This window comes from Novosphingobium sp. (assembly GCF_031417815.1).
Taxonomy (GTDB): domain Bacteria; phylum Pseudomonadota; class Alphaproteobacteria; order Sphingomonadales; family Sphingomonadaceae; genus Novosphingobium.
Window position 1 is genome coordinate 1 of record NZ_JANOWI010000054.1, and the last position, 20,421, is coordinate 20,421.

Below are 20,421 nucleotides of genomic sequence, written 5' to 3' on the forward strand. Positions count from 1 at the left end.
GTTGCAGACCGGACTGACCGCGATTGCGATGGGCCCACGCGCGGCCCGCGCCAACCGCCACACCATGCTGCGCAAAATTGTGCTCGATCACGGCGGGCAGCACTATCAAGGGACGATCCGCAACATCTCTGCCACCGGGGCGATGGTTGAAGGGCTGTGGAATGTGCCGCCGGGCACGATATTCCGCATCATGCTGTCCGAAGGGCAGATCGTCACCGCCACCGCACGCTGGTGTCAGGAAGACCGCATGGGGGTGGAATTCGCCAGTCAGCTGGCGCTGGACGATTCCGGGCGGATCTCCATCCTGGTCCCGCCGACCCCGCAACGCCCGGCGCTGCAACGCGCCCAGGCCGGTGCGCCATGAGCCAGCCCCGTTCGTGAAATTCGGCAAAATTAGCCAAATCGTAACCACGACTGGTTATATATACCGGTTCAAAGGTAGCCATGACTGACAGCACTTCATCCTCATTTGCGCGCTTTCGCGGCCTGCTTGGCGGCGGCAAGGGCGGTGCGGGTGGCGGGCCACTGCCCACCGGGGACGAACTCAAGCAGGCCGTACTGCTGCTGCGTGACTACGAAAGCTCGGGCTTGGGCTGGTTCTGGGCCAGCAATACCCGGGGGCAGATTTCCTATATTTCCGATTGCGTTGCAGATGTTCTGGGCCGGCCACGTACAGAGCTGATCGGACAGCCGGTGCAATCGCTGTTCATCCTTGAACGCGACGCTGACGATGTCCACGAACGCACCCTTCCGCTGATCCTTTCCGCGCGGAAAACATTCGCCGATCTCAATGTTCGCGCTGCGCTGGAAAGCGATGAAGTGTGGTGGTCGATTTCGGGCCGCCCGCAATTTGACAAGAACGGCAGCTTTGAAGGCTATCGCGGCAATGGCAACGATGTCACCGTGCAGCGCCGTAGCCAGAAGGACGCCTCGCGGCTGGCGCAGTACGATTCGCTGACCGGGCTGGCCAACCGCCACCGCATGGGCAAGCGGCTTGATGCCACGCTGACCGCCTACCAGGCCGCCAAGCGCAGTTGCGCGATCATGATGATCGATCTTGACCGGTTCAAACAGGTCAATGACACACTGGGCCATCCCGCCGGTGATGAACTGCTCAAGCAGGTGGCCAATCGCCTGGGGCGCGTGATCAACGAAAAGGGCTGCGAAATCGGCCGGCTGGGCGGCGATGAATTCCAGATCATGATCCCCGATATCGACGATCGCGGACGGCTGGGTGAAATTGCCAAGACGATCATCACGATGGTCAGCCAGCCATACCAGATCGAAGGCAGCCGCTGTGTGATCGGCGCCTCGGTCGGGATCGCGATTGCGCCTTACGACGGGATCAATTCCGAAGAGCTGGTGCGTTCGGCGGACCTTGCCCTCTATGCCTCGAAAGGCGGCGGGCGCGGCCAGTTCCGGTTCTATTCAAGCGACCTCCATTCCGAGGCCGAACGCCGCCGCCAGATCGAAGAAGACCTGCGCGACGCGCTCGACAAGGATCAGATGCGGCTGGCCTATCAGCCGATTGTCGATACCAAGACCAACAAGGTGGTCACGCTCGAAACGCTGGCGCGCTGGGATCACCCCGATCTTGGACCGATCTCGCCGGGGGTGTTCATCCCGATTGCCGAAGAAGCGAACCTGATCGGTGCGCTTGGCGACTGGTGCCTGCGCCGCGCCTGCATGGAAGCGGCGCAACTGCCCGGCAGCGTCAAGGTTGCGGTCAATGTCTCGGCGGCACAATTTGCCAATCCCGGTTTCGCATCGCTGGTCGCACAGGCGCTGGCCCAATCCGAATTGCCGCCCGAACGGCTGGAACTTGAACTGACCGAGTCGATCTTCCTGGGCGACCGGCAGGCGACCGAAGAAATGTTCAACGCGCTCAAGATGCTGGGCGTGCGCCTGGCGCTTGACGATTTCGGGACCGGCTATTCCTCGCTGGCCTATTTGCAGCACGCGCCGTTCGACAAGATCAAGATCGATCAGAGCTTCATTCGCGGGGTGACGGAGCCGGGCAATCGCAACGGCGCGATCATCGCTTCGATCGTCAGCCTCGCCAAAGCGCTGAAGATGGATACGACCGCCGAGGGGATCGAGGCCCACGACGAGCTGGAAGCGATGCAAAAGCTCGGCGTCGGCCAGATCCAGGGCTATATCTATGCCTCTGCGGTGCCATTCGACGATGTCTGCGAGGCACTGGCCAGCGGGGAATGGGTGATCGAGCCCGATGGCCCCAGCAAGTACCGCCAGGAACGCCGCACGGTGCTGCGCAAGGTCGGGTTGATCCACGAGGATCACCGCTACGAAGTCACGATGCGCAACCTGTCGCGGTCGGGCTGCATGGTCGAAGGCCTGCTCGATGTGCCGGCCGGCACACCGTTCGTGGTCGATTTCGGCGAAGGCCAGCTGGCCGTGGCCGTGGTCCGGCGCAGTGCCGGGAACACGCAAGGGCTCGAATTCGAGCAGCAGCTGGTCGATGATGGCGCGGGCGGCCTGTGCACCCGCAACCGCGTCTCGCCCTATGTCCTGGCGCAGGCCGGAATGCCGCTTGGCGCCTTGCCGCCGGGGCAATACCCGATGCAGTTGCTTCAGCAGCCCGGCATGGCGCTCAGCCTGCCCAGGTTCGGTCAGACCGAATCTGCCAAGCCGCGTACAAAAGTGGCCTGACGCACGCGCCGGGTGCACGCGCGGTTGATCGCGGCGCCCAATCACTTGCCATAAGCCCCCCCCGCGCATAGGCGTCGGGCATGACTTTGACCCCGCTTGCCATGGCCCTGATCGGCCTGCTGCTGGCTGCCTGGACGCTGGCCGCAATCTGGGCCGTGGGCACCGCGCGGCAGCGCGAGCGCAAGGCCGAAGCCGGGCAGCGTCAGGCCCGGCGGCTGGCGCGGATGGTCGATGAAAGCCCGGCGCTGCCGCTGCTGGTCAGGGTCGACGGGCGGATCGAGGCGCCGCAGCGATTGGCGGGCTGGCTGGGGCTGGAAACGGTCCCGCAATTCCTGACCGAGCTGGATGGCGGACGGATCGATGGCGGCGGGGCGGGATTGACCACCGACCAGGTCGCGCAATTGGCCGACGAAGTGCGCCGCTGCCAGCGCACGGCTGCTCCGTTCCGGATGGTCGTAACCCCGCGCGGCTCCACCCGCAGCCTGGCGCTGCGCGGCCATCTCGCCGATCCGCAGGTTTCGCCGGGCGGCGCGGCGCTGGTCTGGGTGTTCGATTTTTCCGACAGCGAAAGCGAGCTGGTCCAGCTGCGCGACGAAGCGGCGCGCGCGCGCGGCGATTTTGCGGCGCTGGTGGGGATAATCGAGGCGGCACCGATGCCGATGTGGTTTCGCGGCCCCGATGGCGCGCTGCAGCTGGTCAATCAGGCCTATGTTGCTGCCGTCGGCGGTGAAGACGCGCGTCAGGTCGTGGCCGATGGAACCGAACTGGTCGAAAGCGTCGATGGCCTGACCGCCGCGCAGGTCGCGCTGCAGGCTGCGGGCAAGCAGATCCCGATCGAACGGATGGTTTCGGCCACGATTGACGGCGCGCGCCGCACCTTGCGGGTGTCCGATCTGCCGCTGGGGCACGAAGGGATCGCCGGTTACGCCGTCGATGTCGAGGAGATGGAAGAGCTGGCCCGCAGCCTCAAGGCCTTCGGCGATGCCCAGCGCGCGACGCTGGGGCAATTGTCGGCCGGGGTGGCGCAGTTCGATGCGGGGCGCCAGCTGGTCTTCGCCAATGCGCCGTTCCAGCGCATCTTTGCGCTGGGGCCAAGACAGATGCTCGATCTGCCGCCGTTTGAGCGCCTGCTCGATCATGCGCGCGATCAGGGACGGGTGCCCGAGGCGCGCGATTTTCCCGCCTGGCGGCGCGAACGGGCCGAATGGTTCAGCGCTGCCGAGGCGCAGGAAGAGGCCTGGATGCTGGGTGATGGCACGCACCTGCGCATCGTGGCGCAGCCGTTGCCCGATGGCGGGCTGACGTTGATTGCCGAGGACCGCACCGAGCAGCTCCAGCTTTCCGCCGCGCGCGATACCTTGTTGCGCACCCGCACCGCCACGCTCGACAGCCTGTTCGAATCGGTCGCGGTGTTCGCCCCCGATGGCCGCCTGCAATTGTGGAACCGGCGGTTCGCGGCCGATTGGGGGCTGGAAGATGCATTCCTCGATCAGCATCCGCGGATCGAATCGCTGCTCGAACAGATCGCCAAGCGGTTGGTGAAGCCGCTTCGGATCAAGGCGGTGGGTGATGCGGTGCGCGGTGCCACGCTGGAACGGCGCCAGACCGGCGGACGCGCGGTGCTGGTCGATGGCCGCACGCTGGAATTTGCCGGGGTGCCGCTGCCCGATGGCAATGGGCTGCTCACCGTGCTCGACATCTCGGATTCGGAAAAGGCCGCCGAGGCGCTCAAGCAGCGGGCTGCCGCGCTGGAAGAAGCCGATGCGATGAAGACCCGGTTCCTCGCCAATATGAGCTATGAATTCCGCACACCGTTGACCTCGATCGGCGGGTTTGCCGAATTGCTGCAGGCCGGCCTGGGTGGTGATTTATCCGCTTCCGGCACCGAATACGTCTCGGCAATTCTGCAATCGGTTGAACGGCTTGGCGAACAGATTGAATCTGTTCTCGACCTTTCGCAAAGCGAAGCCGGGATGCTGCCGCTGGCGCGCGAAGAGTTTGAACTGCTGCCGCTGGTCACAGCGCTGGTCGATGATCGCGGCGCGCGCCTCGCCGAAGCTGGCCTCACGCTCGATTTGCGCGGCGATAAAGGCGCGGGCCGGATTACCGGTGACCGGCGCCGACTGGGCCGCGCGCTGGGCCACCTGATCGACAACGCGATCGCCGCAACGGCACCGGGGGGGCGCGTGCTGGTTGAAGCCGGTGGGCACAAGGGCAAGGCGCGCGTGGTGATTTCCGACAACGGCGCGGGGATGGACCCGGCCACGCTGGCCCGCGCGCTTGAAGGGATCAAGGTCAGCGCCGATGGCAAGGGCGTGGAACGTCGTCAGGGGCTGGGCCTGCCGCTCGCCCGCCAACTGATCGAGGCCCATGGCGGTAAGCTTGAACTGCTGAGCGAGCCGGGGCAGGGGACAGCGGCGATCGTCGAGCTGCCGTGATAATCGACTTGCCCGATCTGCCCGCGATGGGGGCATTTGGCGCGCGGATCGCGCCTTTGCTGCGGCCCGGAGATGTCGTCGCGCTGTCAGGCGGACTGGGCGCGGGCAAGACCACCCTGACGCGCGCGATCATCGCGGCACTGGGGCATCTGGGCGAGGTACCATCGCCCAGTTTCGCGATCATCGAAACCTATGATCCGCCCGCGGTACGATTGCCGCTGGTCCACGCCGATTTTTACAGACTCAAGCGGCCCGCAGAGGCTGCGGAGATCGGGCTGGACGATTACCGCCAAGGCGCTGTGCTGATCGCCGAATGGCCTGAACAGGCCGGTGGTTTCGCGCATGAGCCGGGTTGTCTGGCGATCCGCCTCGAAGCTGCGGAAATGGGGCGGATTGCCATTGTCGAACCGGGGGCCGATTGGCTAGAGCGGTGGCGATGAGCAATAATCTGCCCGCTGGGCTTGAAGCGTTTCTGGAAAGTGCCAGCTGGCCGGACGCGGCGGTTGAGCCGCTTCCCGGCGACGCTTCGTTCCGCCGCTATTTCCGCATCCGCCGCGGCGAACAGGCGGCGATGCTGATGCACGCCCCACCGCCGCACGAGGATCCCACGCCGTTCCTCCGGGTCGGCAAATGGCTCGATGAAAACGGCCTGCGCGCGCCGCGGATCCTGGCCGAGGACAAGGCGCGGGGCTGGGTCCTGCTCGAAGATTTCGGCGATGTCCGGATGCGCGAATATGTCGATGCCTGGCCGGCCGACGAAGATCTGATCTATCGCACCGCGATCGATGCCCTGACCCAACTGCACCGCCTGCCGCCGGGCCCGTTCCTTGATTATTCGATGTCCGAATACCTGCGCGAAGCGCGGCTGCTGACCGAGTGGTATTGCCCGGCGCAAGAGCTCAGCGTGGATCACCAGGGTTATACCAAGGCCTGGGAAAATGTGCTGGCCCAGATGCTGCCGCGCCAGCGCCCCGGTGTGTGCGTGCTGCGCGATTACCATGCCGAAAACATCATGCTGCTCGGCAGCCTGGAAAAACAGGGCCTGCTCGATTTCCAGGACGCGCTGAACGGTCACCCGGCTTACGATCTGGTCTCGTTGCTGCAGGATGCCCGGCGCGATGTTTCGCCCGAACTCGAAACCGCGATGTTCGATTATTATGTCGACCGGGCTGGCGCCGGGGCTGATTTCCTCGCTGACTATGCGCGGCTTGGCGCGCAGCGCAACGCCAAGATCGTCGGCATTTTCGTGCGCCTGTGGAAGCGCGATGGCAAGGCCAGATACCTCGATTATATCCCGCGTGTCTGGGCCTTGCTGGAACGCGATCTGACCCATCCGGCGCTGGCCCCGGTGGCCGCATGGTTTGATGCCAATATCCCGGCCGCGCTGCGCGAGGCGGACGGGGGCGCGTGGCAGACATGACCCAAGGCCCGCTGGTTCCCGGTACGGCGATGATCATGGCCGCAGGCAAGGGCACGCGGATGATGCCGCTGACCGCCAGCAAGCCCAAACCCCTGGTCGAAGTGGCCGGGACCACGCTGCTCGATCACGTGCTTGATCTGCTGCGCGATGCCGGGGTGGGGCGGATCGTAGTCAACGTTCACTATTTCCCCGAACAGATCGAGGCCCATCTGGCCGCCCACGCGGATGATTTCGACGTGGCGATCTCGGACGAGCGCGACCTGCTGCGCGATACCGGCGGCGGGCTGATCAAGGCCTTGCCGCTGATCCCGGACGATCCGTTCTTTTGTATCAATGCCGATAACTGGTTCGCCGATACCGAAGAACACGCGCTGCACCGGTTGGCGGCGACGTGGGATCCGGCGCGGATGGACGTGCTGATGCTGGTGGTGCCGTTGGTGCGGGCCGGCAACACGCAAGGAACCGGCGATTTCGATCTTGATGCCGAAAACCGCCTGTCGCGCGAGGGGCCAAAGCGGACCCGGCCTTATGTCTGGACCGGGATCCAGATGCTGGCCCGGCAGGTGGTTGCCGATCCGCCGGCAGATGTGTTCTCCACCAATGTGTTCTGGGACCGGGCGATCGCGCAAGGGCGCTGCTACGGCGTGGTCCACGATGGCGATTGGTTCGATGTCGGCTATCCCGAGGCGATTGCGATGACCGAAGCGCGGATTTCAGGTGGCTGAGCGCCGGGCGCCGCACGTCTATTCGATCGCCGCGCACCGCGGCTTTGCCGATGCGTTGGTGGCGGGGCTGATCCCGCGCTATTCCGATCCGCAGCTGGGGCTGGCGCGGCTGACCTTGCTGCTCCCTTCATCGCGCGCGCAGCGGATCGTGACCGAGGCGTTCGTAAGGCTATCGGGCGGGGGGATGCTGCTGCCGCGCATGGCGATGGTCGGCGATCTTGATCTGGACGAGACGCTGGGGCCACTGCTCGATCCATTGGGTGCGGGCGCGGATGTGCCGCCCGCCGCCGATTCGACCCGGCGGTGGTTGCGGCTTGCGCAATTGCTCGAAGCCGAAATGGGCACGGATGCGCCCAAAACCCCGGGGCTGCTGCGCCTCGCGCGCGAAATGGCGCAGACGATGGACCGGCTCGCGGTCGAAGGGATTGAACTTGGCGATCTGCTCGATGCGCGGGTCGCCGGGATCGTCGGTGATCTGGCCGGGCACTGGCAGCAGGCCGCGCGGCTGTTCGCGCGGGTTCAGGTGCGCTGGCAAATGGAGCTGGCGGAGCGCGGCGAGGTTGATGCGCCGGTGCGCCGCAACCAGCTGTTCGAACACGCCGCCAAGGCTTGGCGCGCCGCGCCGCCGCCGCATCCGATTGTCGCGGCCGGGATCACCAGCGCTTCGCCCGCCCTCGCCAGATTGCTGCGCGCCGTGGCCGATTTGCCCGATTGCGCAGTGATCCTGCCCGATCTGGATCTTGCGCTGGCGGACGACATCTGGGATGCGCTGGGCCGGGCCGGAAAGCCTGCGGACGATGACGACGCCCCATTTGCCGTGCGCGACGCGGTGACCCATCCGCAGTATCATCTGAAGCTGCTGCTTAACCGGATGGGCGTGGCGCGCGATGAAGTCGATCCATGGCATCGCGCGGGCCTCGCCGCCGCGCCGCCGGAACGCAGCCGTGCGATTTCCAACCTGTTCCTGCCGCCCCAGGCCAGTGCGGGCTGGGTCAGCCTGCCTGCCGCGCAGCGCCGCCTGGCGGGCGTGCGGCTGATGGAAAGCGCGCATCCGGGCGAGGAAGCGCAAGCCGCCGCAATCCTGATCCGCGCCGCGCTGGAAGTGCCCGAACGCCGGGTGGCGCTGATCACGCCGGATCGCGGTCTGGCGGGCCGGGTGGTGGCGCATCTGCGCCGCTGGGGGATCGAGGCTGACGATTCCGCCGGACAGCCACTGGCGCAGACCCCGGCCGGGCGATTGCTGCTGTTGCTGGCAGACGTGGTGGCAACCGCGGCCTCGCCGGTGCCGCTGCTGGCGCTGCTGGTGCATCCGCTGGCCGGGGCTGGCGATGGGCGTCCGCAATGGCTTGATCACGCGCGCCTGCTCGATCTTGCGCTGCGCGGCCCGCGCCGGGCACCGGGACTGGCGCCGCTGGGCGCAGCGGTGGCGCGCGTTGCCAGGCACAATGCTGCCATTGCCGATTGGTGGACGGGGATCGAGGCGGTGCTTGTCCCCTTGCTCGATTGGCCCGAACCAATGCCGCTTGCGCGCGCGCTCGGCGATCTGGTGGCTGCGGCCGAGGCGCTGTGCGGGCCGGAACTGTGGGGCCGCCCCGATGGCCGCGCACTGGCGGCGCTGATTGAGGACCTGCGCGCTGCATCGGGCCCGGTCGGCACCGCGCTCGCCCCGCCTGACTTGCCGCAAGTCTTGCGCGATGCGATGGATCAGGTGGCGGTGCGCCCGCCGTGGGGCGGGCATCCGCGCGTGGCGATCTATGGCCTGCTCGAAGCGCGGATGAGCCGCGCCGATCTGGTGATCTGCGCTGGCCTGACCGAGGGCTCGTGGCCCGCGGCGCCATCGCCCGAACCGCTGCTGCCGCCTGCGGTGCTGCGCGCGCTGGGGGTGCCCGGCGGCGAATTCCGCATTGGCCTGGCCGCGCACGATCTGGCCGGAGCCCTTGGCGCGCCCGAAGTGGTGCTGAGCTGGGCCCAGCGCGACGAGGCCGGGCCGGTGATCCCCAGCCGCTTTGTGCTGCGGGTCGAGGCGATGCTGGGCGAACTGGTCGAGGCGCACCGTGAACACGGCGCGGTGCTGCTGGCGCGCGAAATTGACCGCGGGATCAAGGCGCTGCCCTGTCGCCAGCCCAAGCCCATGCCCAGCAAGGCCCAGCGCAACGTGCCGGTTTCGGTCACTGCGCTCGACCGGCTGCGCGGCGATCCCTATCAATTCTACGCCCAGGCGATTTTGCAGCTGCGCAGACTTGATCCGCTCGATGCCGATCCCACGGCGGCGTGGAAGGGCGAAGTGGTTCACCGGGTGCTCGAACGCTGGCACAAGGCCGGCAATGGCGCGGGTGAGCTGCTGGCCATTGCGGCTGAGGAACTGGCCGAGATGCGCGCGCACCCGCTGGTCCGCAGCCTGTGGTGGCCGCGCCTGGCCAAGGCGCTGGAATGGATCGACGCCGAAATCGTCACCCAGCACGCCGATGGCCGCACGGTGCTGGCCAGCGAAGCCAAGGGCGCGATGGCGTACCTGGGCGTCAAGGTTCACGGTCGGGCCGACCGGATCGACCGGCTGGCCGATGGGACGCTGGGGATCGTCGACTACAAGACGGGATCGCCGCCATCGGGGGCGATGGTGGAGAAGGGATTCGCCTTGCAGTTGGGCACCATCGGTCTGATTGCGGCGGATGGCGGGTTCGATGGCATTGCGGGCGAGCCGACGCATTTTGAATACTGGTCGCTGGCCAAATCGAAGAAGGGCAAGGACCAGTTCGGGTTCGTCGCCGAGCCGGTGAAGGACAGCCGCAAGGACGGTATCCCGCGCGAGGACTTTCTGGTCGTGACCGAGGACTATCTGCGCGAGGCCATCACCGGCTATATCCTAGGCGACAAACCATTCACCGCGCGGCTCAATCCCGATCTGGGCGGCTACAACGATTATGATCAGCTGATGCGGCTGGACGAATGGCAAGCCCGCACGGAGACAGAAGCATGAGCGGCGGGACCAGACTGTTCCCGCTCACCGATGAGCAGCGCCCGGCGGTTGATCCCGCCGAAGTGGTGTGGCTCTCCGCTTCGGCCGGGACGGGCAAGACGCAGGTGCTTTCGGCCCGCGTGCTGCGCTTGCTGCTGCAGCCCGAGGTCAGTCCGGGGCAGATCCTGTGCCTGACCTTCACCAAGGCCGGGGCGACCGAAATGGCCAGCCGGATCAATACTGTGCTGGCGCGCTGGGTGCGGCTTGATGAAACGCAGTTGGGCACCGAACTGGAATACATCGGCGCAAAGAACGGCCCCGATCAGCGTGCGCGTGCGCGCACGCTGTTTGCCGAAGTGCTCGATTGCCCCGGCGGGGGCCTCCGGATCGATACCATCCACGCCTTCGCGCAGTGGCTGCTGGCGGCCTTCCCGCACGAGGCCGGGCTGATCCCCGGTGCCAAGGCGATGGAGGACCGCGAGCGCGATCTGCTGCTGCGCGAAGTGCTGGCAAACATGCTGGTCGAGGCCGAAGCGAGCAACGACGCGGCGACCCTGGGCGCGCTCGAAATGCTGTCGATCCGACTTGGCCCCGATGCGGTCGAAGGCTGGCTGCTGCGCTGCGCCAAGGCGCGCGCGGCGTGGGAAGGGCCGGGCGGGTGGCAAGTGCCGATGTATCCGCGCGTGCTGCAATTGCTGGGCCTGCCAAGCGCTGCGGACGAGGGCGATCTGGCGGCGTTGTGCGCTGACGAGGTGTTCGATGTCGATGGGCTGCAATGTCTGCTGTCCGCCTATCGCCGGTGGAATGCCGCCAGCGCCGAGGTTCCGCGCGATGTGATCGCCACGTGGATCGCTGCGGGACCGCGAACCCGTGCCGAGGGCGTCGACGCACTATGGGATGCGCTGTTCACGCAGAAAGACGAGTTGCGCAATCGCGCGAACAAGAACCTGCTAAGCTTCGAAGAGCATTTCGTCATGGCGGGTGAAGGGGTGCGCCAATCGCTGTTGGCCGTGCGCGAACGCCGCACGCTGCTTGACCTCGCGGGCTGGCTCACCCCCGCGCTTGAGGTAGGGCGCAAATTCTCGGCGCTGTGGGACGAGGCCAAGGCCCGCGCCGGGCTGATCGACTTCGACGACCAGATCCGCGAGGCGGCCGCGCTGCTTAATCGCAAGGATCTGTCCGAATGGATCCGCTACAAGCTGGACCGGCGCTTCGATCACGTGCTGGTCGATGAAGCGCAGGATACCAACGCTTCGCAGTGGCAGATTATCGAGGCATTGACCGGCGATTTCTTCACCGGGCTTGGCGCGCATGGTGAAAAGCTGCGCACGCTGTTCGTGGTTGGCGATTACAAGCAGGCAATCTTCGGCTTTCAGGGCACCAGCCCGGAAAATTTCGAGGCTGCGCGCCAGCGGGTGAAAGGCGAGCTGGACCGCTATTCGGCCAATGTCCGCGAACTGCGCGCCAACCTGCCGGATCGCAGCTTGCAGGAACTGGGGCTTGGCACCAGCTTTCGCACCGCCTGGCCGGTGATGGAATTTGTCGACAAGGCGATCAGCGCGATCGGCTATGAAAGCTTCGGACTGGCCGAACCGCCCACGGCCCATGAAGGCGAAGCGCGCCCCGGTCAGGTGGTGCTGTGGGATGTCGTCAGGACCGAACCGGAAACCGCCGGCGAGGGCGGTGAGGATGACGACGAAGGCGGAGAAACATGGCTTGACCGGGCTGACCGCCAGCTGGCCGATCGCATTGCCCGGCAAATCAAGGCGTGGAAGGATAATGGCTTCCCGCTGGTGAAGGGCGAAAAGCAAGGCGAGGCCCGCCGCGCCGGGCCTGGCGACGTGATGGTGCTGGTGCGCAAGCGCAAGGAACTGGCCGGGCTGATCGTCGCGCGGCTCCATGCTGCCGGGGTGGCGGTGGCCGGGGTCGACCGGTTGCGGCTGGCTGCACCCTTGGCGGTGCGCGATCTGATGGCGGCGCTGCGCTTTGCGGCGCAGCCGCTCGATGATTTGAACCTCGCCTGCTTGCTCACCTCGCCCTTGATCGGGTGGAGCCAGGAGCAGCTGCTGGCGTTCGGTTATCGCCCGGACAAGGTGCGGTTATGGGAGCATTTGCGGGGCCAGCGCGGCGGGGCAGTGGATGCGGCCATGGCGCAATTGCTGGGCTTGCTGCGCCTGGCTGATTTCGAAGTGCCGCAAGCTTTGCTGCACTGGCTGCTGACCGGGCCGTGGCAAGGTCGTCAGCGCATCGTTTCGCGGTTGGGGAGCGAGGCGAACGACCCGATCGACGAACTGCTCAACGCCGCCAGCCAGTTTGCCGCAAGCGAGGTGGCGAGCCTCCACACTTTCATCCGCTGGTTCGATGCCGGCGAGGGTGAACTGAAGCGCGAAGCGGGCAAGGCCGGGGGCCAGGTGCAGGTCATGACGGTGCACGGCGCCAAAGGCCTGCAGGCACCGATCGTGATCCTGGCCGATGCGGCGGACAATCCCGACAAGGCGCGTCCCAGCGGGTACGAACTGGCGGACCCGGCCGATACCGCACGCACGATCCCGGTTCCGGCGCTGCGCAAGGAAGAACAAATAGGCCCGATCGCCGCAGCGCGCGACCGGGTGAAGATCGAAGAGCGGCAGGAGCACTGGCGGCTGCTTTACGTGGCGATGACCCGCGCCGAGGAAGCGCTTTTCGTCACTGGGTCGCTTGGCCCGAAGGAGCAGGCACCGGCTGACGACAGCTGGTACGCGCGGCTGCAAGGGCTGTTCCTCGATGAGGAATGGATTGCGGGCGATCTGATCTGGGGCAAGCGGCTGGAGCATGGCGAAGGGCCGCCGCTGCCGGTGCCACCGGCACCGGGCGAGACGTCGCAATTGGCATTGCTGCCGCCGTGGATCGAACGCTCGCTTGCCGCCGAACCGCGGCCATCGCGGCCGCTTGCGCCGAGCGCTCTGGCTGACGACAGCGCCGCCGATCCGCCCTATCCGCCGGGCACAGGCGGCGCAGCGGCACGGCGCGGGGTGCTGTTGCACCGGCTGCTTGAGCGGTTGCCCGATGTCGAGCCCGGCGCGCGCAAAGCTGCGGCGCAGGCCTGGCTGGCGCGTGCTGCGGCCGATCTGGCCGCTCCGGCGCGGGCCGAACTGGTTGATGCCGCGGTCAAGGTGCTCGATCACAAGGGCTGGGGCGATCTGTTCGCGCCGGGGGCGCTGGCCGAAGTGCCGATCGCGGCGACGGTCGGCGGGCAGGTTATTGCCGGCACGATCGATCGGCTGATGATTGGCGCGGAGCTGATCCGGCTGGTTGACTTCAAGACCTCGCGGCGGCCGCCCCAAAGCCTGGATGAAGTGCCGGTGGCGATTTTGCGCCAGATGGCCGCTTATGCTGCGGCGCTGCAGGCGACCTATCCGGGGCGCCGGGTGGAAGCCGCGCTGCTCTACACCGAGGTGCCGATGCTGCTGGAAATACCCGCGGTCTTGCTGGAAACGCACAAGCAGGCATTGAACCTTACGCAGTAAAGCTTTTCACCGTCAGGCGTTGCCTTCGCCGGTATCGCGCCTAGATTGGGATCAACATAGTTTCAGGAGAATCCCCATGGGCACCAAAGCCGTAACCGACGCCACTTTCGCCGCCGATGTGCTGCAGTCTGACAAGCCCGTTCTGGTCGATTTCTGGGCCGACTGGTGCGGTCCGTGCAAGATGATCGCCCCCGCGCTGGAGGAAATCGGTGAGGAACTGGCCGATCAGGTGCAGATCGTCAAAATGGACATCATGGAAAGCACCGACACCCCGGCCAAGTACGGCGTGCAATCGATCCCGCTGATGGTGCTGTTCAAGAACGGCGAACCGGTCGCGCAAAAGCTGGGGGCTGCGCCGAAAAGCCAGCTCAAGGGCTGGCTGGAAAGCGTGCTGTAAAATCCTCCCCTCCCCATCAGGGAAGGGGATCGAGGGGTGGGCGTTGCCGTTCGAGCGCATTGTTGTGAGTGGTTGACAGCCCCCACCCCAACCCCTCCCCTCCCCTGAAGGGGAGGGGCTTAGACCTCGGCCAACCGCCCCGCCAGATCATCCCACAACCGTTCACTCGCCGCGCCGATCAGGCCCGGCAGGTGCGCCTCGTCAACCCGGTAGGCCCGCCCATCAGGCCGCGCGGCCTTGCCGCCGGCCTCATTCACAAACAGCACCCCGGCGGCATGATCCCACGCCAGCGTGCGCTCGAAGATCGAACAATCGTTCACCCCCAGCACCAGCCGCGGATACTGTTCGGCGGCGCAGCGCGGAATATCGACCAGAGTGTAGTGCGGGGCGATACGGTCTTTCATCGCCTGACGCTTGGCCGGGTCCATGAACACTAGGCTGATTGCGGCAACTGGCGGCTGTTGCCCGGTGGTCTGCGCGGTGATCCGCTCCTCGCCGATGAACGCGCCTGCGCCGCGGTGCGCGTGGGCCAGGCGGCCCGAAAGCGGATCGTAAATCCAGCCCGCGACGGTCTCTCCGGCCTGCGACAACGCGACCATCACCCCGAACGGCGGCTTGCCCGCAGCGTAGTTGTTGGTGCCATCGATCGGATCGATGATCCAGCACAGCGCATCGCCCAGCCGGTCAAGCAACGCCGGGTCTGCATGCGCAGCCTCTTCGCCCACGATCGCCGCTTCGGGCAGCAATCGGGCGAGCCCTTCGGCCAGGATCAGCTCGGCTTCCTTGTCGGCAATCGTCACCACATCATCTACCGCCTTGGCATCGATCTGGTCAGCAGTTAGCGACTGATAGCGCGGCATTATGGCGCGGTTAGCGGCATCGCGCATGATCGCGGCGACACGCCCGGTCAACGTTTGGGTCAAGTCCCCCTCCCGCTTGCGGGAGGGGTTAGGGGTGGGTGAGTCTGATCAACCGAAAGTGTGTGATTGTTGCACTGGCCCACCCCCGACCTCTCCCGCAAGCGGGAGGGGGGAAGGGAGACGCTTGGCCGAAAGCTCAACTCCGGTAATCCGCGTTGATCGCGATGTAGCCGTGCGTGAGATCGCAGGTCCACACCGTGGCGCGGCCTTCGCCCAGCCCCAGATCGATCTCGATGGAGATCTCGCAGCCCTGAAGGTGCGCGGCGACCGGGGCTTCGTCATAGCTTTCCAGCGGCTGGCCTTCGCGTGCACACCAGGTGCCGCCGAACCCTATTGAGAGTTGGTCGCGGTCGGCCGGCTGCCCGGCCTTGCCCACCGCCATCACCACGCGCCCCCAGTTGGCATCCGCGCCGGCGATCGCGGTCTTGACCAGCGGCGAGTTGGCCACGGCCAGCCCGATCTTGCGGGCGCTGTCATCGCTGACCGCACCGGTCACAGTGATGCCGATGAATTTCTGCGCGCCTTCGCCGTCGCGCACAACCAGATGGGCAAGCTGGCGGCAGACATCGTGGAGCGCGGCGGCAAAGGCATCGGCGCCGGGGTTGTCAAAGCTTTGCAGTGCCGCATTGCCCGCCGCACCGGTGGCAAAGGCCAGCACGGTATCGCTGGTCGAGGTATCGCTATCGACCGTAATGCAGCTGAAGGTGCTGCTGTTCGCAGCGCTGAGCAGCTCTTGCAGGAATGCAGGAGCAACCGCGCAATCGGTGAAAATGTAGCCCAGCATAGTCGCCATATCGGGCGCGATCATCCCGCTGCCCTTGATGATCGCGCAGAGCGTCACGCGCTTGCCACCGACGATCGCGGTGGCGGTGGCGCCTTTGGCGAAAGTGTCGGTGGTGCCGATGGTGTTGGCGGCATCTTCCCAGCCGCAAGGCTGCGCCAGCAGGGCCGCTTCGATCCCGGCCTGCGCCTTGTCCCTGGGCAGCGGTACGCCGATAACCCCGGTGGAGCAGACGAACACCTGTTCCTGCGCGCAGCCCAGACGCCCGGCCACTTGCGCCATGATCGCCTCCACCGCCTCGCGCCCGCGATAGCCGGTGAAGGCGTTGGAATTGCCGGCGTTGACCACCAGCGCCCGCGCCCGGCCCTGCGCCAGATTGGCACGGCCCAGCTCGACTTCGCTTGAGCAGCAGACGTTGCGGGTGAATACGCCCGCCACCGCGGTGCCCTCGGCCAGATCGGCATAAGTCAGGTCACAGCGTTCGTGTCCTTTGGCCCAATCCTTGTACCCGGCACGCGCCACGCGCAGCGTCACCCCGGCAATCGGCGGCATCGCGGGAAACGGCTGGGCGAGCGGGGATGTGGCTTCGGACATGGCGCGAAGCCTTAGGTTTGTGGGCGGGGCGGGGCAAGTGCTTGCGGGCAACTGATCACCTGCTAGACCAAGGGGCACAGGCAGGAGGGTTTGCATGCGTCTGGTAATGGCTGGTATTTTCGTAACCGGGTTGGCGGGTATGGCGCAGGCCGCAACGGCGCAGGGCAGCTGGCAGCCGCAGGCCAGCCCATCGCCTGCGCCGCCGCCGGTGTATTATTCGCCACCGACGTACTCCCCGGCACCGCCGCCGCCACCGGGCAAGCAACGTCCGGCGCGGCCAGCCGGCGATCCAGGCCGTTGGGTAACCAATGATGACTATCCCGCCGAAGCGGTCAAAAACAAGCAGCAGGGCACTACCGGTTTTCGCCTGACCATTGATCCGAGCGGGAACATCGTGGGCTGCGAGATAACTTCGTCAAGCGGTTTTGCATCGCTGGACGAGACGACGTGCCGGGTGATGACGCAGCGGGCACGGTTTTCCCCCGCACTCGACAAGAAGGGCAAGCCAATTACCGGAACGTGGGCGAGCCGGTTCAGGTGGGTGCTGCAAGATGATGATCTACCGCCGATTCCCGCGCCATTTTTGGATTCGATAAGTTTCATCGTTGAGACAGATGGGTCCACCAGCAGTTGTATCGGCACCGGCAGATATGCCGATATGGGTGGCAGCGGTGGGCTGTGCGCCAAAAACGCGAGGTCGCAGCCATACCGTGACCCGGCGGGTAATCCGGTGCGTCGGCGGGTGACGATGTCGGCTAGCCTCGTTGTCGAGGATCCCGATACGCCCCCGCCGGTCGCCGCTCCGCCGCCCAAGCCGCCGGTGCAAACGAAGCCGCGCAAACAGCCCTGATCACTGAACCAGCTGCAGCAAGGCCATCGGTGCGGCGGGGTTCTGGATGTTCATTTTCCAGACGAGGCGCTTGCCCGCCGGATCGGCCTTGGGGCCGTCTTCGGTGTTGTTGGCGAGCACTTCGGCATCGGTGGTGAGGGTGAAGGTGCCGTCGAGCTTGGGGAAACTGGTCAGGCCGGGGTCTTTCGCATCGCTGGCGCCGAGGTCGCTCGCCATAACTGCGGCGAGACCGCCCATGCCCGCACCCTGAGCGCCGCTGCCCTGATTATCCATGATCGGCGATGAAATCCGCACAGAGCCATCAGCGCGGCGGTTGATCGTCAGGAACGGGATCAGCATCGCCATGCGTTCCATCGTCGGAAACGCGAAATCGTGATCGAGCCGCGCCGCCATCGCGAAGTCGACCGCGTAAAGACCATCGCCCTTGTAGATCACGCTGCGCCAGCCAGCCTGTTTGCGCAAGCGTTCGGCCAGTTCGTCGCCGGCACGCGGATCGCTGGGGTCAATCCCGCCGAGCAGCGCCATCATCCCTGTGTCGCGTTCCTTGCGGCTGGCCTCACCGGCTTTGCGGTCCGCTTCCCAGTCCGCCTTTTGCTGCGCCAGTTCGTCCTTGGAGCATTCGCGGGTCTCGCCGCTTACATCGTCGGCGAAGCACGGGCCGGGGACAAAGGTTCCCTTGGTGGCATCGGCCATGGTCGCCAGCTTGGTCAGCCCCAGCACCATGATTTCGCCCGTGTAGGTATAGGTAAAACGCCCGTCCTTGCGGATGTCGAGCGTTTCGGCGAACTTGCCGGGGAGCACGAAGCAGGCCGCCAATGCCACCGCCAATACGGTTGCCATCCCGGCCGCAGCCAGTCGCTTCACGTTCCAGACCCCCATCGCTTTACCCCCTAGTTGCGCGTGGCGATCGCGTAGAGCGCAATCGCCGCCGCGTTGGAAACGTTGAGGCTTTCTATCGCGCTGCTGATCGGGAGCCTAGCCACGGCATCGCAGTGTTGGGTGATATTGTGGCGCATCCCTTCGCCTTCAGCGCCCAGCACCAGCACGACCGGGCCGGTCGGCAGCGCTTCGGCCAGCGTGGACTTTGCGTGGCCGGCAAGGCCAATGCGCCAGTATCCGGCTTCGGCCAATTCTTCGAGCGCGCGGGCAAGGTTGACGACGCGGACCCACGGCACGCTTTCCAGCGCGCCCGAGGCGCTTTTCGCCAGCGTACCCGATTCGGGCGGGGCATGACGATCCTGCGTGACCACGGCAGCAGCCCCGAAGGCCGCGGCCGAGCGCATAATCGCGCCGACATTGTGCGGATCGGTTACAGAATCGAGGACAACGATGGGGCGCGCGGGATCGGCGTCCATCACCTCTTCCAGCGACACATCCTCAAGCGCATCGCAATCGAGCACCAGGCCCTGGTGCGGCGCATCGCGCGCCACCAGCCGGCCCAGATCGGCAGCAGAGGCGTATTCGACCGGGAAGTTGGCAGGCAGATCGCCATCAAGACTGGCGACGCCTTCCTGCGTTGCCCACAGTTTGCGGTGATTGCGCTCGGGGTTGAGCAGCGCGGCTTCGACCGCGTGGCGGCCCCACAGCCGCACCGCGCCGGTGCTGGCCCGGCCCGATCCGCGTCCGCCCTTCATCCGGCCCGCACGGCCGCGCAGCGCACGCGATGGTTTGTCTTCAGGGCGGCGGGTCATGGGCAGTTATCCTTATGCATGGCGCTTCCCTGCCAGCGCAGGGCCATGCAAGCAATGGGTTGAAAGCTGGTGGTGGACAGGGGTGGATTCGAACCACCGTACGCTCTCGCGGGCAGATTTACAGTCTGCTGCCATTAACCACTCGGCCACCTGTCCACACCAGATCAGCCGGTGCCGGGTTTCAGCCCGAATATGTAACCCCAGAAAAGGGGTCGTCCGGCCGAGGAAGCGCGCCAATGCCGAAGCGCGCGCGCGGTGTCAATGGGCGATTGGGCGGCAAATGGCAGGGCCATGGCGGGCGAATGGCTTGCGGGGCGGTTAGCCCAGCGGTAGAGCACGGCGCCATGGATGCCATTACTCCCGTGATTTCCGCGACCGGACTGTTCACGCCGCCCGATTCGATCAGCAATGAAGAGCTGGTCGCCAGCTATAACGCCTATGCGGAACGCTATAACGCCGACCATGCCGCTGCGATCGCAGTGGGCGATCTGGCCGAACTGACGTTCAGCTCGGTCGAATTCATCGAGAAGGCCAGCGGGGTCAAGGCGCGCCATGTGATGAGCAAGGCGGCGCTGCTCGATCCCGAGATCATGACCCCGCGCTGGCCCGAACGGGCGAACGAGGACATTTCGGTGATGGCCGAAATGGGGTTTAAAGCGGCGCAGGACGCGCTGGCCAAGGCCGGGCGCAGTGCTGCCGATGTCGATGCGGTGCTGTGCGCGGCCTCGAACATGCAGCGGCCCTATCCCGCCATGGCGATCGAAATCCAGTCTGCGCTGGGGATCGAAGGCTTCGCCTTTGACATGAATGTTGCCTGTTCATCGGCGACCTTCGGGATCCAGACGGCGGCCGATTTCATCCGCTCTGGCAATGCCCGTTCAGTGCTGGTGGTCAGCCCGGAAATCTGCACCGGCCACAACAACATGCGCAACCGCGATAGCCACTTCATCTTTGGCGATGTCGCCACCGCGGTGCTGGTCGAAGCGGTGGACATGGCGCCCCGTCCGCATTGGGAAATCGTCGGCACCCGGTTGAAAACGGTCTATTCAAACAACATCCGCAACAACTTCGGCTTCCTCAACTGCGCCACGCCCGAAACCATTGGTGCGCCGGACAAGCTGTTCGTCCAGGAAGGCCGCAAGGTGTTCAAGGAAGTGGTGCCGATGGTGTCCGCGATGATCGCCGACCATGCCGCAGCGCTGGGGCTCGATCCTGCGGGGCTGCGCCGCCTGTGGCTGCATCAGGCCAACCAGGGGATGAACCGGCTGATTTCGCAGCGGGTGCTGGGGCATGAGGCGAGCGAAGATGAAAGCCCGACCGTGCTCGATACCTATGGCAATACCTCAAGCGCGGGATCGATCATCGCGTTTGACCGTTACAGCGAAGACCTTGTCGCCGGCGATGTCGGCGTGATCTGTTCCTTTGGTGCGGGCTATTCCGCTGGCACCGTTTTTGTACGCAAGGTGGCATAGG

15 protein-coding genes and 1 tRNA gene are annotated in these 20,421 nt (G+C 65.9%); 11 read left to right on the forward strand and 5 right to left on the reverse strand.

The annotated features are described in order from the left end of the window. The 9 genes from RMN99_RS13450 to trxA all read left to right on the forward strand — a co-directional run. A partial coding sequence (locus tag RMN99_RS13450; RefSeq protein ID WP_309623836.1) for a PilZ domain-containing protein occupies nt 1-364 on the forward strand: 364 nt, incomplete at its 5' end. 80 nt (nt 365-444) lie between these two features. Next, nucleotides 445-2,670 carry an EAL domain-containing protein gene (locus RMN99_RS13455; RefSeq protein WP_309623837.1) on the forward strand — a complete coding sequence of 742 codons (2,226 nt, stop codon included), beginning with the start codon at nt 445-447 and terminating at the stop codon, nt 2,668-2,670. An 80-nt stretch (nt 2,671-2,750) separates the two neighbouring features. Then, nucleotides 2,751-5,108 (forward strand): PAS-domain containing protein, encoded by a 2,358-nt coding sequence (locus RMN99_RS13460; protein WP_309623838.1) that lies wholly within the window; start codon nt 2,751-2,753, stop codon nt 5,106-5,108. Next, nucleotides 5,105-5,548, forward strand: a complete 444-nt coding sequence (tsaE, locus tag RMN99_RS13465; protein ID WP_309623839.1) for a tRNA (adenosine(37)-N6)-threonylcarbamoyltransferase complex ATPase subunit type 1 TsaE — start codon at nt 5,105-5,107, stop codon at nt 5,546-5,548. The genes RMN99_RS13460 and tsaE overlap by 4 nt, the downstream gene beginning before the upstream one ends. Next, a complete protein-coding gene (locus RMN99_RS13470; RefSeq protein ID WP_309623840.1) occupies nt 5,545-6,528 on the forward strand; it encodes a phosphotransferase in 984 nt (327 codons plus the stop codon). The genes tsaE and RMN99_RS13470 overlap by 4 nt, the downstream gene beginning before the upstream one ends. Continuing rightward, nucleotides 6,525-7,253, forward strand: a complete 729-nt coding sequence (locus tag RMN99_RS13475; RefSeq protein ID WP_309623897.1) for a nucleotidyltransferase family protein — start codon at nt 6,525-6,527, stop codon at nt 7,251-7,253. The genes RMN99_RS13470 and RMN99_RS13475 overlap by 4 nt, the downstream gene beginning before the upstream one ends. After that, entirely contained in the window at nt 7,246-10,230 is a 2,985-nt protein-coding gene (gene addB / locus RMN99_RS13480) for a double-strand break repair protein AddB (protein ID WP_309623841.1), read from the forward strand. The genes RMN99_RS13475 and addB overlap by 8 nt, the downstream gene beginning before the upstream one ends. Continuing rightward, nucleotides 10,227-13,715 carry a double-strand break repair helicase AddA gene (gene addA / locus RMN99_RS13485; RefSeq protein WP_309623842.1) on the forward strand — a complete coding sequence of 1,163 codons (3,489 nt, stop codon included), beginning with the start codon at nt 10,227-10,229 and terminating at the stop codon, nt 13,713-13,715. Before addB ends, addA begins: the two co-directional genes overlap by 4 nt. Nucleotides 13,716-13,791: 76 nt before the next feature. Next, entirely contained in the window at nt 13,792-14,112 is a 321-nt protein-coding gene (trxA, locus tag RMN99_RS13490) for a thioredoxin (protein ID WP_309623843.1), read from the forward strand. 119 nt (nt 14,113-14,231) lie between these two features. Here the strand turns inward: trxA and RMN99_RS13495 are convergent, their stop codons facing one another. Both RMN99_RS13495 and argJ read right to left on the reverse strand, forming a co-directional pair. After that, complete coding sequence (locus RMN99_RS13495; RefSeq protein ID WP_309623844.1) at nt 14,232-14,999, reverse strand: inositol monophosphatase family protein; 768 nt, start codon at nt 14,997-14,999, stop codon at nt 14,232-14,234. Between the two features lie 169 nt (nt 15,000-15,168). Beyond that, nucleotides 15,169-16,407: a bifunctional glutamate N-acetyltransferase/amino-acid acetyltransferase ArgJ gene (gene argJ / locus RMN99_RS13500; RefSeq protein ID WP_309623845.1), complete on the reverse strand. Its 1,239-nt coding sequence runs from the start codon at nt 16,405-16,407 to the stop codon at nt 15,169-15,171. Between the two features lie 139 nt (nt 16,408-16,546). Here argJ and RMN99_RS13505 point away from each other — a divergent pair, with 139 nt between their 5' ends. Continuing rightward, nucleotides 16,547-17,257, forward strand: a complete 711-nt coding sequence (locus tag RMN99_RS13505; protein WP_309623846.1) for an energy transducer TonB — start codon at nt 16,547-16,549, stop codon at nt 17,255-17,257. Here RMN99_RS13505 and RMN99_RS13510 read toward each other — a convergent pair whose 3' ends face one another. The 3 genes from RMN99_RS13510 to RMN99_RS13520 form a co-directional block, all read right to left on the reverse strand. Continuing rightward, complete coding sequence (locus RMN99_RS13510) at nt 17,258-18,136, reverse strand: hypothetical protein (protein WP_309623847.1); 879 nt, start codon at nt 18,134-18,136, stop codon at nt 17,258-17,260. Between the two features lie 11 nt (nt 18,137-18,147). Then, entirely contained in the window at nt 18,148-18,948 is an 801-nt protein-coding gene (gene rlmB / locus RMN99_RS13515; protein WP_309623848.1) for a 23S rRNA (guanosine(2251)-2'-O)-methyltransferase RlmB, read from the reverse strand. A 70-nt stretch (nt 18,949-19,018) separates the two neighbouring features. Further along, nucleotides 19,019-19,104: transfer RNA gene (locus tag RMN99_RS13520), tRNA-Tyr, on the reverse strand. Between the two features lie 188 nt (nt 19,105-19,292). Between RMN99_RS13520 and RMN99_RS13525 the strand changes: the two genes are divergently transcribed. Next, complete coding sequence (locus RMN99_RS13525; protein ID WP_309623849.1) at nt 19,293-20,420, forward strand: beta-ketoacyl-ACP synthase III; 1,128 nt, start codon at nt 19,293-19,295, stop codon at nt 20,418-20,420. The last annotated feature ends 1 nt before the right edge of the window (nt 20,421 follow it).